The 14,661-nt window shown below is 38.0% G+C and carries 19 protein-coding genes; 9 read left to right on the top strand and 10 right to left on the bottom strand.

Annotated elements, in window-relative coordinates; all coding sequences use genetic code 11:
* Positions 1–3: 3 nt before the first annotated feature.
* The 4 genes from DV428_RS03690 to DV428_RS03670 all read right to left on the bottom strand — a co-directional run bounded on the left by DV428_RS03690 (position 4) and on the right by DV428_RS03670 (position 2,939).
* Positions 4–2,175, bottom strand: coding sequence for a heavy metal translocating P-type ATPase (locus tag DV428_RS03690; protein ID WP_114908725.1), 2,172 nt, complete (start codon positions 2,173–2,175; stop codon positions 4–6).
* Entirely contained in the window at positions 2,150–2,356 is a 207-nt protein-coding gene (locus tag DV428_RS03685; protein ID WP_005631184.1) for a heavy-metal-associated domain-containing protein, read from the bottom strand. Before DV428_RS03685 ends, DV428_RS03690 begins: the two co-directional genes overlap by 26 nt.
* 85 nt (positions 2,357–2,441) lie before the next feature.
* Positions 2,442–2,648 (bottom strand): heavy-metal-associated domain-containing protein, encoded by a 207-nt coding sequence (locus tag DV428_RS03675; RefSeq protein WP_005631184.1) that lies wholly within the window; start codon positions 2,646–2,648, stop codon positions 2,442–2,444.
* Positions 2,649–2,732: 84 nt separating this feature from the next.
* On the bottom strand, positions 2,733–2,939 hold the full coding sequence (locus tag DV428_RS03670) for a heavy-metal-associated domain-containing protein (RefSeq protein WP_005631184.1): 207 nt from the start codon (positions 2,937–2,939) through the stop codon (positions 2,733–2,735).
* A 76-nt stretch (positions 2,940–3,015) separates the two neighbouring features.
* Here DV428_RS03670 and DV428_RS03665 point away from each other — a divergent pair, with 76 nt between their 5' ends.
* Positions 3,016–3,402: a Cu(I)-responsive transcriptional regulator gene (locus DV428_RS03665; protein ID WP_111696423.1), complete on the top strand. Its 387-nt coding sequence runs from the start codon at positions 3,016–3,018 to the stop codon at positions 3,400–3,402.
* A gap of 13 nt (positions 3,403–3,415) precedes the next feature.
* On the opposite strand, the gene metJ is transcribed toward DV428_RS03665, so the two are convergent.
* A complete protein-coding gene (gene metJ, locus DV428_RS03660) occupies positions 3,416–3,733 on the bottom strand; it encodes a met regulon transcriptional regulator MetJ (RefSeq protein WP_005634287.1) in 318 nt (105 codons plus the stop codon).
* A 245-nt stretch (positions 3,734–3,978) separates the two neighbouring features.
* On the opposite strand from metJ, the gene rho reads away from it, so the two are divergent.
* Entirely contained in the window at positions 3,979–5,241 is a 1,263-nt protein-coding gene (gene rho, locus DV428_RS03655) for a transcription termination factor Rho (protein WP_005629550.1), read from the top strand.
* 54 nt (positions 5,242–5,295) lie between these two features.
* Here rho and DV428_RS03650 read toward each other — a convergent pair whose 3' ends face one another.
* From DV428_RS03650 to DV428_RS03635, 4 genes are read right to left on the bottom strand one after another with little or no spacing between them, the layout of a single operon-like run.
* Positions 5,296–5,988, bottom strand: coding sequence for a prepilin peptidase (locus DV428_RS03650; RefSeq protein ID WP_114908724.1), 693 nt, complete (start codon positions 5,986–5,988; stop codon positions 5,296–5,298).
* Entirely contained in the window at positions 5,985–7,205 is a 1,221-nt protein-coding gene (locus DV428_RS03645) for a type II secretion system F family protein (RefSeq protein WP_114908723.1), read from the bottom strand. The genes DV428_RS03650 and DV428_RS03645 overlap by 4 nt, the downstream gene beginning before the upstream one ends.
* Positions 7,202–8,596, bottom strand: a complete 1,395-nt coding sequence (locus DV428_RS03640) for a GspE/PulE family protein (protein ID WP_114908722.1) — start codon at positions 8,594–8,596, stop codon at positions 7,202–7,204. The genes DV428_RS03645 and DV428_RS03640 overlap by 4 nt, the downstream gene beginning before the upstream one ends.
* Positions 8,593–9,042: a prepilin-type N-terminal cleavage/methylation domain-containing protein gene (locus DV428_RS03635; RefSeq protein ID WP_114908721.1), complete on the bottom strand. Its 450-nt coding sequence runs from the start codon at positions 9,040–9,042 to the stop codon at positions 8,593–8,595. Before DV428_RS03635 ends, DV428_RS03640 begins: the two co-directional genes overlap by 4 nt.
* A gap of 114 nt (positions 9,043–9,156) precedes the next feature.
* Here DV428_RS03635 and ampD point away from each other — a divergent pair, with 114 nt between their 5' ends.
* The 6 genes from ampD to tadA all read left to right on the top strand — a co-directional run bounded on the left by ampD (position 9,157) and on the right by tadA (position 13,816).
* The gene (gene ampD, locus DV428_RS03630; protein ID WP_114908720.1) at positions 9,157–9,711 is read left to right on the top strand and encodes a 1,6-anhydro-N-acetylmuramyl-L-alanine amidase AmpD; all 555 of its coding nucleotides are present in this window, start codon (positions 9,157–9,159) and stop codon (positions 9,709–9,711) included.
* A gap of 526 nt (positions 9,712–10,237) precedes the next feature.
* Positions 10,238–10,828, top strand: a complete 591-nt coding sequence (gene rppH / locus DV428_RS03625) for an RNA pyrophosphohydrolase (protein WP_111696429.1) — start codon at positions 10,238–10,240, stop codon at positions 10,826–10,828.
* A complete protein-coding gene (locus DV428_RS03620; protein ID WP_114908719.1) occupies positions 10,828–11,625 on the top strand; it encodes a sulfite exporter TauE/SafE family protein in 798 nt (265 codons plus the stop codon). The genes rppH and DV428_RS03620 overlap by 1 nt, the downstream gene beginning before the upstream one ends.
* An 8-nt stretch (positions 11,626–11,633) precedes the next feature.
* A complete protein-coding gene (lgt, locus tag DV428_RS03615; RefSeq protein WP_114908718.1) occupies positions 11,634–12,440 on the top strand; it encodes a prolipoprotein diacylglyceryl transferase in 807 nt (268 codons plus the stop codon).
* A 9-nt stretch (positions 12,441–12,449) separates the two neighbouring features.
* Entirely contained in the window at positions 12,450–13,301 is an 852-nt protein-coding gene (locus DV428_RS03610; protein WP_114908717.1) for a thymidylate synthase, read from the top strand.
* The gene (tadA, locus tag DV428_RS03605; RefSeq protein WP_114908716.1) at positions 13,301–13,816 is read left to right on the top strand and encodes a tRNA adenosine(34) deaminase TadA; all 516 of its coding nucleotides are present in this window, start codon (positions 13,301–13,303) and stop codon (positions 13,814–13,816) included. The genes DV428_RS03610 and tadA overlap by 1 nt, the downstream gene beginning before the upstream one ends.
* Positions 13,817–13,849: 33 nt before the next feature.
* Here the strand turns inward: tadA and DV428_RS03600 are convergent, their stop codons facing one another.
* Positions 13,850–14,164: a DUF721 domain-containing protein gene (locus DV428_RS03600; protein ID WP_114908715.1), complete on the bottom strand. Its 315-nt coding sequence runs from the start codon at positions 14,162–14,164 to the stop codon at positions 13,850–13,852.
* 78 nt (positions 14,165–14,242) lie between these two features.
* On the opposite strand from DV428_RS03600, the gene secM reads away from it, so the two are divergent.
* Positions 14,243–14,545, top strand: a complete 303-nt coding sequence (gene secM / locus DV428_RS03595; RefSeq protein ID WP_114908714.1) for a secA translation cis-regulator SecM — start codon at positions 14,243–14,245, stop codon at positions 14,543–14,545.
* The last annotated feature ends 116 nt before the right edge of the window (positions 14,546–14,661 follow it).

Raw genomic sequence — 14,661 nt, 5'->3', positions numbered from 1 at the left:
AAATTAGAACCGCACTTTTTTCAATCTTAAGGCGTTCATCAATACGGAAATTGAACTCATCGCCATCGCGGCGCCTGCAATGACTGGATTTAGAAAACCTAAAGCAGCAAGGGGGATGCCGAGAATATTGTAAATCAAAGCAAAAAATAGATTTTGTTTGATATTTTTCAAGGTTGCTCTTGCAATAAAAAGCGCATCCACAAGTTGATTCATCGAATGTTGCATAAGTGTTGCGGAGGCCGTCTGTTCTGCAATATCTGAACCTGATTTCATCGCAAAACTGACGTTTGCAGCGGCCAAAGCAGGCGCATCATTTATTCCATCACCTACCATTGCTACAACATGACCTAGAGCTTTCAGCTTTTGAATTTGTTCCGCCTTATCTCTAGGGCTGAGTCCACCAAAGGCTTTCTTAATGCCGAGTTGTTTAGCTATGTAATCCACGACAGATTGTTGATCGCCACTCATAATTACAACATTAATATTTTGCTGTTGTAAGCGTTGAATGGCGTGCAAACTATCGTTTTTTAAGGTATCCGTCAGCGCAAATGCACCAACTGGTTCATCATTTATAGATACCGCGACAATGCTCGCAATTTGCCAGATATCCTCTAAATTTTTAGGCAAGATTAAACCGCAATAATCGGGTTTACCGACTTTTATTGTTCCCACTTGTTCTAATTCGGCTTGAATGCCCTGACCCACTTCCATCTTTGAAAAAAGTGCGGTAGGAATTTCTAACATTTTTTGTTCTGCTGCTTGCACAATAGCTTTTGCAATTGGGTGGTTAGCTTGTCGTTCAACGGCTGCGGCAAAACGATACAAATCGTCTTCAGAATATACAGCACTTTGTGGTTGCCATAGTGCTGAAATTTCAAGCTCTCCCTTTGTTAGTGTGCCAGTTTTATCAAGTACAACGGTATCCACATGGGCAGTTCCCTCCATTGCTGCTGCATCTTTAAACCATACGCCAGCATTAACCGCTTTACCTAAACCAACCATTATGGATGCTGGTGTGGCTAATCCCAAGGCACAAGGGCAAGCAATTACAAGCACGGATACTGCGTGAATAAGTGAAGACACACTATCATTCGTCAGAACGTAGGTGAGTGCGAAAGTAACAAGTGAAATCAGTAATACAGCAGGTACAAACACTGACGCAACTTTGTCAGCAAATCGTGCAATTGGCGCTTTTGAACCTTGCGCATCTGATAATGCATTCATCATATCGCCAAGTAAGGTTTGGCTACCAAGCTGATTCGCTTGATAGATGATAGAACCTTCAGTTACCATCGCCCCCGCTAATACTTTTCCACCTTTCTGTTTTTCTTCTGGACGAGATTCACCCGTTAAATGACTTTCATCACACCACCCATTTCCACTTTCAATTATACCGTCTGCTGCAATACGCTCGCCTTGATTGGCACGAATGATCTCGCCAATATTGACTTGGTCAAGGGCAATTTCAGTCCATTTGTCATTACGTAGTGCAGTGACTTTTTTCGGTGTCAGTTGCAAGAGCATGCTTAAGCTATTTAGGCTGTGCTTTTTAGTGCGATCTTCAAGAAATTTTCCAAGACTGACAAAACCAATCACCATAACAGAAACTTCAAAGTACACATGTCCCATTGCATGATTGTCGTGGTAAAACAACATGAAAGCAGAATAAAGATAAATGGTGAGTGTTCCTGTACTGACAAGGACATCCATATTGGCAAGTCCACCACGAATACTACCGATTGCTCCGCGATAAAATGGAATAGCTAACCAAAGTTGCACAATGCTCGCTAATGCAAATTGCCAAATAGGTGGCAACATTAAGTTATATGAGCCACTCATCATGCCAAGCATACCAATCAGAAATGGAATATTGATTATCCAAAGTATGATTAATCGCCAAGGGATTGATATATTTTTTTCTTCTATTGGTAATTCGTTGGCTTGTTTGATATGAGCAGAAAAACCTGTTTTATGAATAATCTCGATAATTTGAGTTTCGCTTGCTTGCGTAGCGTCAAATACAACTTGTGCTTCTTCGGCAGCAAAATTTACGCCTGCTTGTTGCACAAATGGTTTTTTATTTAAAACTTTTTCAATACGATTGGCACAAGATTGGCAGGTCATCCCACCAATCTGAATCGAAATTTTTTTACTCTGTGGCGTCAAATCCGGCATCTTCAATTACCTCAATCAACTGTGCAACATTAACTCGATTTTCATCAAAAGTAATATTTGCTTTACCCTCTAATTGCACATCAGCAGATTGTACACCATCTAATTCAGTTAAAACTTGAGTAAGACTTTTTACGCAACAGCCGCAATGTATGCCTTTTATGTTTAATGTGATAGTTTTCATTTTTACTCCTTGTTAGTTGTTTTATTGATGAATGCGATTGGCACAAGATTGGCAGGTCATCCCACCAATCTGAATCGAATTTTTTTTACTCTGTGGCGTCAAATCCGGCATCTTCAATTACCTCAATCAACTGTGCAACATTGACTCGATTTTCATCAAAAGTAATATTTGCTTTCCCTTCTAGTTGCACATCAGCAGATTGTACACCATCTAATTCAGTTAAAACTTGAGTAAGACTTTTTACGCAACAGCCGCAATGTATGCCTTTTATGTTTAATGTGATAGTTTTCATTTGTACTCCTTGTTAGTTGTTTTATTGATGAATGCGATTGGCACAAGATTGGCAGGTCATCCCACCAATCTGAATCGAAATTTTTTACTCTGTGGCGTCAAATCCAGCATCTTCAATGACCTCAATCAACTGTGCAACATTGACTCGATTTTCATCAAAAGTAATATTTGCTTTACCCTCTAATTGCACATCAGCAGATTGTACGCCATCTAATTCAGTTAAAACTTGAGTAAGGCTTTTTACGCAACAGCCGCAATGTATGCCTTTTATGTTTAATGTGATAGTTTTCATTTTTACTCCTTGTGAGTTGTTTTATTGAGGGCTACACTATAAACCTTTACGTAAGGTTAAGGTCAAGAAGTTTTTTATGAATATTAGTGAAGTCGCAAAATTAGTAGGTTTATCTACAAAACAAATCCGTGATTATGAAAAAATGGGTTTAATTAAACCCGCTGTGCGCAGTTTGTCAGGCTATCGAAATTATGGAGAAAGTGATTTAGAAAGGTTGCATTTTATTCGTCACTCACGCAATGTTGGGTTTTCGTTACATCAAATCGCACAATTATTAGCACTACAAGATAATCCTAAGCGTAGCTGCCGAGAAGTGAAAGTGCTAACGGCTCAACATATTGCGATGTTGAATCAACAAATAGAGCAGTTACAAAAAATGGTACAAGAATTACAGCGTTGGCATGATAATTGTCAGGGCAATGACAGCCCTGAATGTTCAATTTTGAATGGCTTGAACGGATAAGTGAAAAGTGCGGTTAATATTCCCAACTTTCTGGATCGACACCTAATTCACGCATAAGCACTTTGGCATCTTCGGGAATTTCATCATTACGCTCTTTCATTAAATCTGCATCGGTGGGCAAAGGTTGACCGGTGAATGCATGCAAAAATGCTTCGCAAAGTAATTCACTGTTGGTTGCATGACGTAAACTTTTTAATTGGCGGCGAGTGCGTTCATTTGTCAAAATTTCTAATACTTTGATTGGAATAGATACAGTGATTTTTTTTACTTGCTCGCTTTTTTTGCCATGTTCTGCATAAGGGCTGATATATTTTCCGTCCCAATCCGCCATAATTTCCCTTAGAGCTTATCGATAACCTTACAAATTTTCCGTATTCTAATTAAAAATCAAATAAATAACAATCTAGACGGCTAAACTTCCAAAACAAGTTCTTAAAAAAGTGCGGTAATTTTTTATATTAAATGCTAATAAAAGCTAGACAGCACAGGGTTTTAATGGTAATTTACGCGCCATTCAAAGAGCATAGGCTCGCCATTCGAATCATCAATTCTTATTAATTCCAATATTTATTCATTATGCATTTAACTGAACTTAAAAATACGCCTGTTTCTGATCTTGTGAAACTTGGCGAAGAACAAATGGGCTTGGAGAATTTAGCTCGTTTGCGTAAACAAGATATTGTCTTTGCAATTTTAAAACAGCACGCCAAAAGTGGTGAAGATATTTTCGGCGGCGGCGTGTTAGAAATCTTACCGGATGGTTTTGGTTTCCTTCGTTCTGCTGACAGTTCCTACCTTGCAGGCCCTGATGATATCTATGTTTCCCCAAGTCAAATTCGTCGTTTTAATCTTCAAACTGGTGATAAAATCGAAGGCAAAATTCGTCCACCAAAAGAAGGCGAACGCTATTTTGCACTTTTAAAAGTTGATCAAGTTAATGATGACAAACCTGAAGTTTCTCGTAGCAAAATCTTATTTGAAAACTTAACGCCATTACATGCTAACTCTCGTTTAAGAATGGAGCGAGGCAATGGCTCAACAGAAGATTTAACCGCACGTATTTTGGATTTAGCATCACCAATTGGTAAAGGTCAACGTGGTTTGATTGTTGCACCGCCAAAAGCAGGTAAAACCATGTTGCTGCAAAATATTGCGCAAAGTATCACGCATAATTATCCTGATGTGGAGCTTATCGTACTATTGATTGATGAACGACCAGAAGAAGTAACAGAAATGCAACGTTCTGTAAAAGGCGAAGTGATTGCTTCTACTTTTGATGAGCCTGCAACTCGTCACGTTCAAGTGGCAGAAATGGTAATCGAAAAAGCGAAACGTTCAGTAGAGCATAAAAAAGATGTGGTCATTTTGCTTGATTCCATTACACGTTTAGCACGCGCTTACAATACAGTAACCCCCGCTTCAGGTAAAATTTTATCTGGTGGTGTGGATGCTAACGCATTGCATCGTCCCAAACGTTTCTTTGGTGCTGCACGTAATGTGGAAGAAGGTGGTAGTTTAACGATTATTGCGACTGCGCTAGTAGATACCGGTTCGAAAATGGATGAAGTTATTTTTGAAGAATTTAAAGGTACAGGTAATATGGAATTACACCTTTCTCGTAAAATTGCAGAAAGACGCGTATTCCCAGCCATTGACTTTAAACGCTCTGGTACTCGTAAAGAAGACTTACTCACAACATCTGATGAATTACAAAAAATGTGGATTCTTCGTAAGATTCTTAATCCAATGGATGAAGTGGATGCAATGGAATTCTTGATTGATAAGCTGATGATGGCGAAAACCAACGAAGAGTTTTTTGAAGTGATGAAACGTTCGTAAAAGCAACCGCACTTCTATGAAGAACAAGGGGAAAATATTATGTTTTCCCCTTTTTTAATACCAGTAATATTTGACGAAATAAATGATGACAGCCGATAAGTTCATAAAAGGGGCAAAAGGTAAAAATTCTTTTTTCTTCTTATGAATAAGCGAAAAACATATTCCAAGCACTGAGGCTAATAATAAAAAGTGCGGTAAGGTTTCTAAATGAATAAAACTTCCTAATGCCATTGCTAGCCAATAATCTCCCCGTCCAAAGGCTTCTTTTCTGTAATAACATTTTGCAATCCAATAGATTGCGTAGAAAACAATAAAAAAACTAGCCGCACTTTTTATGCTTTCAGATAACGTAAGCAATGAAAAGGCATTGTCTGCGCCAAACAAACCGAGAGTAAGTAACCATAAACAGGGAGTCGTAGAAATAAGTTGATAATCCCAATCAAGATAACTAATTGCCCAAAGGATAATAAGTGTGAGCCCTAGCCATATAGCGAAAATAGAGTCCTTGAAGGCAATTTGTAAAAATATAAATCCTACCCCAACACTTAAAAAATATCTCAAAATATGACCGCACTTTTTTTGTTGAATAGAGGAAAAGCTAGGCTGAAATGACAGAAAGTTTTGTGGAAATAATTCAACGTAAGTCGCATAAATCTCTTGCTGCAAACGCGTAATAAAACCAGATAGGTAGAACCACAATGCGATCCCTAAGATGCCGCCTAATAAAAACATTGCGAAGTAAATCATTGAATAACAGAGCCCATATTAAAGATAGGTAAATACATTCCCATCATAATAATTCCAATCAGACTGCCGATGATCACCATCATTAATGGTTCTAGCATTTGCGAGAGTAAGTCAATTTGATGATTAAGTTTTTCTTGGTAATTTTCAGCAATATACTCGAGCATCAAAGCGAGTTTTCCGCTTTGCTCGCCAATTTGTAACATTTGTTGTGCTTCCATCGGGAAAAGATCGCTACTTACACTATTAGAAAACGCATAGCCTTGAGAAACCCATTGCAAAATTGACCGCACTTCTTTATCTAATACGATGTCATTTACAAGCGTTTTCTTGGTTTGCCACGTTTGTGTGCGAGGGAGAAAACTGTCTAGTGCCTGATTAAGCGGTACGCCAGCTTGCAACATAATTTGTAAACTTTGACTAAAGTTCACTAAACGTGAAAGCTTTTGAATTGTGCCAAAAATAGGCGTGATAGAAATAAGTTGATTTTTCTTTTGATGAAACCAAGTCTGGCGTTTTAGATAGAAGTTATAAAATAGAAAAAAACTCAAAGCGAAAAATAGCAAAATGCCAGTATTTTGTTTAAGAAAATTGGATATAGAGAGCAATATTGCGGTTATTGTTGGTAATTCGGCATTATTGCCATTGTACATTTCAGCAAATTGAGGCACGATAAAAAGCAGTAATGCGAGCGTTAGTAATAATGAAATTCCCAATACCATTGAGGGGTACAACATAATTTTCTGTAATTTACGTTGTAATGCTAAAGATTGGCTACGATGCGTGGCTATTTTTTTACAAACTACGGAAAGTTTACCCGTCATTTCTCCCACTTGAATCAGTTGAATTTCTTGTTGAGTGAGATATTTCCCTTGTTGTTCAATGGCTTGTGAGAATGCTAAACCAGATTCAATGGATTGAAGCAGTCGTTCAAGCCATTCATTGAGCATAATTTGAGTACAATTTTGTTGCAAAATTTGCAGACTGTTTTTTAACGGAATTGCGGACTGTAGCAATGTTGCTAATTGATTGAGTAATTCACTGATTTCTGAATTTTTGGGCTTTGCCCCAAATTGCCAGTTTTGTTGTAATTTGATGTGAGTAAGCCCGCGGCTTATTAATTGAAAGTGTGCTTGTTGTTTCGTATCCGCAATAATTGAGCCTTTTTGTTTCTGATTTAATGTGTTACTACCTTGATAATAAAATAGTTTTTTAGTCATGAGTTTTTACCTAGCACACGTTCAATTTCTTTCTCATCTGTTATGCCTTGGCTAACTTTTTCTAAACCACTCGCATGTAAATTTTTAAAATCCGTTTGATAGCCATTCTGTTGCCAATGTAGAAATTGATACACGCCGATTCGACCTCGATAACCTTGATGGCAATCACAAGAATTTATTAAATTTCCACCGCACTTTGGACAGATTTTTCGTACAAGACGCTGCGCAATAACGAGCAGTAAACTGTTTTCAATTTCATGCTGTTGAATACCGAGTTGTTGTAAGCGAGAAATGGCAGATATTGCATCATTAGTATGTAAAGTTGAAAGCACTAAATGCCCAGTTTGGGCGGCACGTAGTGCAATCATTGCACTTTCTTCATCGCGAATTTCACCCAGCATAATGATGTCGGGATCTTGGCGTAAAAAAGCGCGCAATAGACGGCTAAAATCTAGTCCTATTTGTGGATTAATTTGGCTTTGAATAATGCCATCAAGCTCAATTTCAATGGGATCCTCAGCGGTCATAATATGTTTATCTGGTATATTCAGCCACTGAAGTGCGGTGTAAAGTGAGATACTTTTCCCACTTCCTGTTGGGCCAGTTACTAAAATTAATCCTTGTGGCTGGCTAAGCGCACGTTGAAATGCTTGTTGCTGATTTTCTGTCATACCTAATTCAGAAAAGCTAAGTTCTACTGGTTTATTTTGCTGTGCTCTCAGGACAACTTTCTCTCCCCAATGAGTTGGTAACGTTGAAAGACGGAAATCAAGAATATCGGAAAACGTTGTTTTAAATTGAAATCGTCCATCTTGTGGAAGGCGGGTTTCGCTGATATCTAATTTAGCGAGCAGTTTTAGGCGAGAAATAATTCGATTCGCTAAATTTTTGCTAAGTGGAGGCTGAGCTTGTAAAACACCGTCAATTCTAAACCGTACTTGGAAATGATCCGATAAGGTCTCCAAATGAATATCTGAGGCATTGTTTTGTAAGGCAGATTCAAAAATCTGATTAAGTAAGCGGATAACAGGTTCATCATCTTCTTGTTCAAAATGGGTTTCTTGATGTTGATAGAATTTAACTTGCTCTTCCACTTGCATTTGGCGCGGAGTAAGTTGTTGTAACAGTTCTTTGAGTTGGCTGCTTTCTAACAAAATTGGTTCGACAGGTTTTCCTGTTATAAACGCAATGGTTTCACAAGCTGAAAGATTGGAGAGAGAATCAACCCCTAGCCAAAGACGATTATTTTCTTCTTTAAGTGGCAAAGCAAAATACCTCAAGAGCAAGGATTGTTGCTGCTGATTGCGTTCCCATAAATCTGGCGAGATCGTAAATACCTCGCCATTTTGAGCAATTACACGCTGAGTATGAAGTAAAGCATAGCTCGTCATTGTGCGACACTTCCGCAAAAATTTGCAGGAAATAAAGAGGCATCCGTTCCTTTGCAGGTTGTTGTCCAAGTTACACCTGCTGCAGCATTACCTGTAGCTTGCAAAATATATTCCATATTTGCCAATGTGCCATTCCCTTTTACTGTAATGCCACCCGATTGAGTTTTCACTGAGGCTACATAGCCTTTTGCTGTTGTAATATCAGCTGCAATACCATTTTTTCCCCCTGTACAGTTTGTTGTTTCATTTGTGCTATATACACATAATTCCACATCAGCCTTATAAGGTGCAGAAGCTTGCAGTAATTCGGATACCGCTGCTTTTTTGGTATAATTTTGATAAGAAGGAATAGCGATAGTGGCTAAAATCGCGATGATGGCGATGACTATCATCAATTCAATTAAGGTAAAGCCTTTTTTCAAGGTAGTTTGTGTAGTTAGTTTCATTTATTTTCCTTTCGTTAAGCCTTTATTGGCTGAAATATTGTGAAAAGGGAAAATTGTTTTGTAAAACAGACCGCACTTTTTCTGCGATCCTGATCGCAAAAATAGGAAAAATGTATGCGAAAAATAAAAGATATTGAGAAAGGATTTCTGACTGCTTGTCGACAAATTCCATCTCCGCATTTTGATGAACGTCCAGATTTACAAGATATTTCACTTCTTGTGATCCATTACATTAGCTTACCTCCAGAACAATTTGGTGGCGGATATGTGGATGATTTTTTTCAAGGAAAATTAGATCCTAAGATTCATCCTTATTTTGAAGAAATTCATCAAATGCGTGTTTCTGCCCATTGCTTGATTGAACGAGATGGGCGAATCACGCAATATGTTAATTTCAATCAGAGGGCTTGGCATGCTGGATTATCTAGCTTTCAAGGGCGAGAAAAATGTAATGATTTTGCCATTGGAATTGAGTTAGAAGGTAGTAATGAACAACCTTTTACTAATGAGCAGTATTTGGCATTGCAAGAGCTTACTAACTTAATCATGAAAAGTTATCCTAAGATTACGAAAGAGCGAATTGTTGGGCATTGTGATATTTCGCCAGGGCGCAAGATCGATCCCGGTCAATATTTCGATTGGGAACGTTATTTTGCCAGCCTAAAATAATTTGTTTAAAAATTAGACATTAAAATTTAGAGACTTCTGTGTATTACAAATATTGTTATGATTTATTTTTAAGTGATTGAATTAAAATGGAAAAAATTTCTCTTGGAATTGTCTTAGAAAGGTTTTTTTGAGTTATACAACATTATGGATTTTCTCAGTCACAATTTTATCCACAGAAATATTGAATAACTCAAAGAGATTGTTAAAAGATCTTTGGTGAATGGCGTCCCTTTAAAAATTGTATTTTTTTACCGCACTTTCTTCTATTTTTGTATGTAAAAAGTGCGGTTTATTTTTTCTTTAGATTTTTAGATCGAAAATAACTCAATTTATTTTTTAAGTTTGATGAGATAAGGATCCCGCTCTGTTTTTACGTGATCAATTCACAATCAGAAATCCGTTATTCACAATGTTATCCACAATCTGTGTATTTTATTGTGTAATCCGCCCGTTGGTTGATAAAAACACTGATTTATGAAACAATCTGCAGACTATTTTTATATGAAAAATTTAAGGTAAAACGATAGTGATCGATTTTGATGGCTACCGTCCAAATGTGGGTATTGTGATTTGTAATCGCAACGGGCAAGTGCTTTGGGCGAAGCGCTGTGGGCAAAATTCGTGGCAGTTTCCGCAAGGTGGCATTAATGATAATGAAAGTGCCGAGCAAGCGATGTATCGCGAACTGTACGAGGAAGTTGGTCTACAGCCTAAAGATGTGCGCATTTTATATGTATCTAAGCATTGGTTGCGTTATAAATTACCAAAACGTTTGTTGCGTTATGACAGCAAACCGATGTGTATAGGGCAAAAACAACGCTGGTTTTTGTTGCAGCTTGTTGGCGATGAAAAAAATATCAATATGCAAACAACCAAATCGCCAGAATTTGATGGATGGCGTTGGGTGAGTTTTTGGTATCCTGTTCGTCAAGTCGTGTCGTTCAAAAAAGAAGTGTATCGCAAAGCGATGAAAGAGTTTTCGGGCGTGTTGTTCTCAGAAAATCCTCCTGTATATCAACCTGCACGAGAATTGGAGCAAAAATCTTATATTCATCCTAAAAAATATAATGGTTCAAAATTTCCAAAACGTTCTTTCAATAAAACAAGGAATTCATAATGCTTAGCTTTATTTTACTTTGTTTGCTTGTGGGTGCGGTTGCTGGCTTTTTTGCGGGGCTTTTTGGTATTGGCGGCGGATTGCTGATTGTTCCTGTGTTAGTGTACTTATTGCCAATGGTGGGCGTGCCTGAATCTTTATTAATGTCTACCGCACTTGGAACTTCTTTCGCAACGATTGTTATTACTGGCTTTTCTTCGGCTCAACGACATCATAAGTTAGGTAATGTTGTGTGGAGTGCGGTGAAAGTTCTCGCTCCGAGCATTATGCTTAGTGTCTTTATTTGTGGTTTATTTATCGGAAAACTTGATCGCTATATTTCTAGTAAATTATTTGCCTGTTTAGTAGTTTATCTTGCGGTAAAAATGGTTTTATCGATTAAACCTAAGACAAATAAAGCAGTTAAACCTTTGACTACTCAATCATCTATTATCGGGGGTATTTTAATTGGTATGGCATCCAGTGCGGCAGGTATTGGCGGTGGTGGATTTATTGTGCCGTTTTTAAATTCTCGTGGTATCGATATAAAAAAGGCCATTGGTTCCTCGGCTTTCTGTGGCATGTTACTCGGAACTTCTGGAATGTTCAGTTTTATGTTAAGTGGCTGGGGGAATGCTACAATGCCAGAATATTCTTTAGGCTACATTTATTTCCCTGCAGTGTTATGTATTACAGCAACATCGTTTTTCACGTCAAAACTTGGTGCAACAGCTACTTCAAAATTACCCGTGCCAACCTTAAAGAAAGGGTTTGCACTTTTCTTAATTATCATTGCTATTGATATGTTCACTAGATAGAGAAGATTATGAATTCAAATTATTTGCTTCTGCCTCATTTTGATCCAACTATTTTTACTCTTGGTGATAGCAATATCGGCTTACGTTGGTATGGTTTGATGTACCTTTTGGGTTTTATTTTTGCACGCTGGCTTGCGGTTCGCCGTGCTAATCGCCCAAATAGCGGTTGGACAGTGGATCAGGTTGATACCTTACTTTTCAACGGTTTTATGGGCGTATTTATTGGCGGACGTGTTGGCGATGTATTTTTCTATAATCTCGATCATTTCTTACAAGAACCACTTTATTTATTCCGTGTTTGGGAAGGTGGAATGTCGTTCCACGGTGGCTTAATTGGTGTAATTGTTGCTATGATTTGGACGTCTTATTCACAAAAACGTAATTTTTGGCAAACCGCTGATTTTGTCGCGCCTTTGATTCCGTTTGGTTTAGGTTTAGGTAGAATTGGTAATTTCATTAATCTTGAGCTATGGGGACGCGAAACGGATGTGCCTTGGGCAATGATTTTCCCAAATGATCCGCTCTTACTTCCTCGTCATCCATCACAACTTTATGAAGCCTTTTTAGAAGGAATAGTGTTGTTTGCAATTCTGAATATTTTTATTAAAAAACCACGTCCAATGGGCTCTGTTGCTGGCTTATTCTTAATTGGTTATGGCATCTTCCGTTTTATTGTGGAATATGTGCGTGAACCTGAAGTTGAAAATTTCTTTGGGGTCATTACAAGAGGACAAGCGCTTTGCTTACCGATGATTATTGGTGGTGCCTTAATTATGGCTTGGGCGTATTCACGCAAAAGTGCGGTAATAAAATAGGAGATTTTTATGAAGCAATATCTTGATCTTTGTCGTCGCATTATTAATGAAGGTGAATGGGTTGCCAATGAGCGTACAGGTAAGCGTTGTCTGACGGTTATTAATGCAGATTTAGAATATGATGTAGCGAATAATCAATTTCCGTTGATTACTACGCGTAAAAGTTATTGGAAAGCGGCCATTGCTGAATTTTTAGGTTACATTCGTGGATATGACAATGCCGCTGATTTCCGCACACTTGGCACTAAAACTTGGGATGCTAATGCGAATGAAAATGCCGCATGGCTTGCGAATCCGCACCGTAGAGGTATTGATGATATGGGGCGCGTATATGGTGTGCAAGGCAGAGCGTGGCGTAAGCCTAATGGAGAAACCATCGATCAGCTACGTAAAATTGTTAATAACTTAACGAAAGGTATTGATGATAGAGGAGAAATTTTAACTTTCTTTAACCCTGGCGAATTTGATCTTGGTTGTCTTCGTCCTTGTATGCACACGCATACTTTTTCTCTTGTGGGCGAAACCTTACATCTTACTAGTTATCAACGTTCCTGTGATGTTCCGCTTGGATTGAATTTCAATCAAATTCAGGTGTTTACTTTCTTAGCGCTTATGGCACAGATTACGAGTAAAAAAGCAGGCAAGGCATATCATAAAATTGTGAATGCGCATATTTATGAAGATCAGCTTGAATTAATGCTTGATGTGCAACTTAAACGCGAGCCTTTCCCATTGCCCAAATTAGAAATCAATCCAGATATAAAAACGCTTGAAGATTTAGAAACTTGGGTCACGATGGATGATTTCAAAGTCGTTGGCTATCAATCTCATGAGCCGATTAAATATCCGTTTTCCGTCTAATGGATGTAGCGAAAGTGCGGTCAGAATTTGACGAGAAAATGATGCGCTATGCCCTTACTCTTGCGGATAAAGCGGAAGCGTTAGGTGAGATTCCTGTGGGGGCGGTTTTGGTGGATGACGCTGGAAATATCATTGGAGAAGGTTGGAATCTCTCTATTGTTCAAAGCGATCCTACCGCACATGCTGAAATTATCGCTTTGCGAGACGGAGCAAAACATCTCCAAAATTATCGTTTACTGAATACTACGCTTTATGTGACATTAGAGCCTTGCACAATGTGCGCAGGGGCGATTTTGCACAGCCGTATTAAACGTCTTGTGTTTGGTGCTTTTGATTATAAAACTGGTGCTGTGGGATCACGTTTCCATTTTTTTGATGATTATAAGATGAATCATACTCTGGAGATTACATCTGGTGTATTGGCAGAAGAGTGTAGTCAGAAATTAAGCGCATTTTTTCAGAAGAGACGCGAAGAGAAAAAAATAGAGAAAGCATTGTTAAAAAAGTCTGATTGATATTAAATCTCCATTTTCTCCTATTCTTAGCTTTTAAAAACCAGGGTTTATTGTTATCTCAAGTCGTTTTACCTGCGGAAATTCTTCTTGAATGAGTTTCAACAATTCTGTCTGTCTGAATAAAATTCCTTGGCGAACGATCGCATTTGCTGTCTCAATAAAAATTGAGTTATCTATCATATTACCAATACGAAATTTGCCGTGAAATTCCTGTGGAAAAATGCGGTTAAATTTTTGATTGAGTTCATTGATAGCAAGACCTTTTTTCATTATTTTGGCAAAGGGCGATTGCTCAAGCACATCCATAATATTGACTGCTTTTTGATAACGCTCAGCCTTGTTTTCCATAAAGTCTGCCCCCAGTAAATGACATTAGTTTAGATTTCCGCTACAATACACGCAATTTTCATAATAAACAACGAGATGATGATTTCAGGCACTGTCAAACCGAATTTTTGGTCGCGATTACTTTTAAGTATCATCGCGATTTTTGCTTTGCCTAACGCACAAAGTTTTGAAAATCAAAATAATGCGGAAAATTATTCCTCGAGTGTTTCCATTCAACAAGCGTTAGAGACGGTAAAAGTTTCACGTGAAGTGCAACGACAAGCCATTCCTCAACCTTCAATTTCCCACCAAACTGAAAAACAACTTAAAATTCAACCGCACTTTTTTGCTGAAGCGTTGAATCTTAGTGCACCAATTCGAGCAGGCCCCTTGCTTATTTAATTTTTCTGTTTTTTGTGAAGAATATTGCTATTGAAATAGCGATATTTTAAAAAATTATTGTGCATGAAATAAAATATTTCATAAGCATTTAACTATTTAACTTATATATTTAAAAA

The sequence above is a fragment of the Haemophilus haemolyticus genome (assembly GCF_003352385.1).
GTDB classification, from domain to species: domain Bacteria; phylum Pseudomonadota; class Gammaproteobacteria; order Enterobacterales; family Pasteurellaceae; genus Haemophilus; species Haemophilus haemolyticus_I.
Note: the sequence above shows the minus strand (reverse complement) of the source record. Positions and strands in the feature narration are given on the sequence as shown.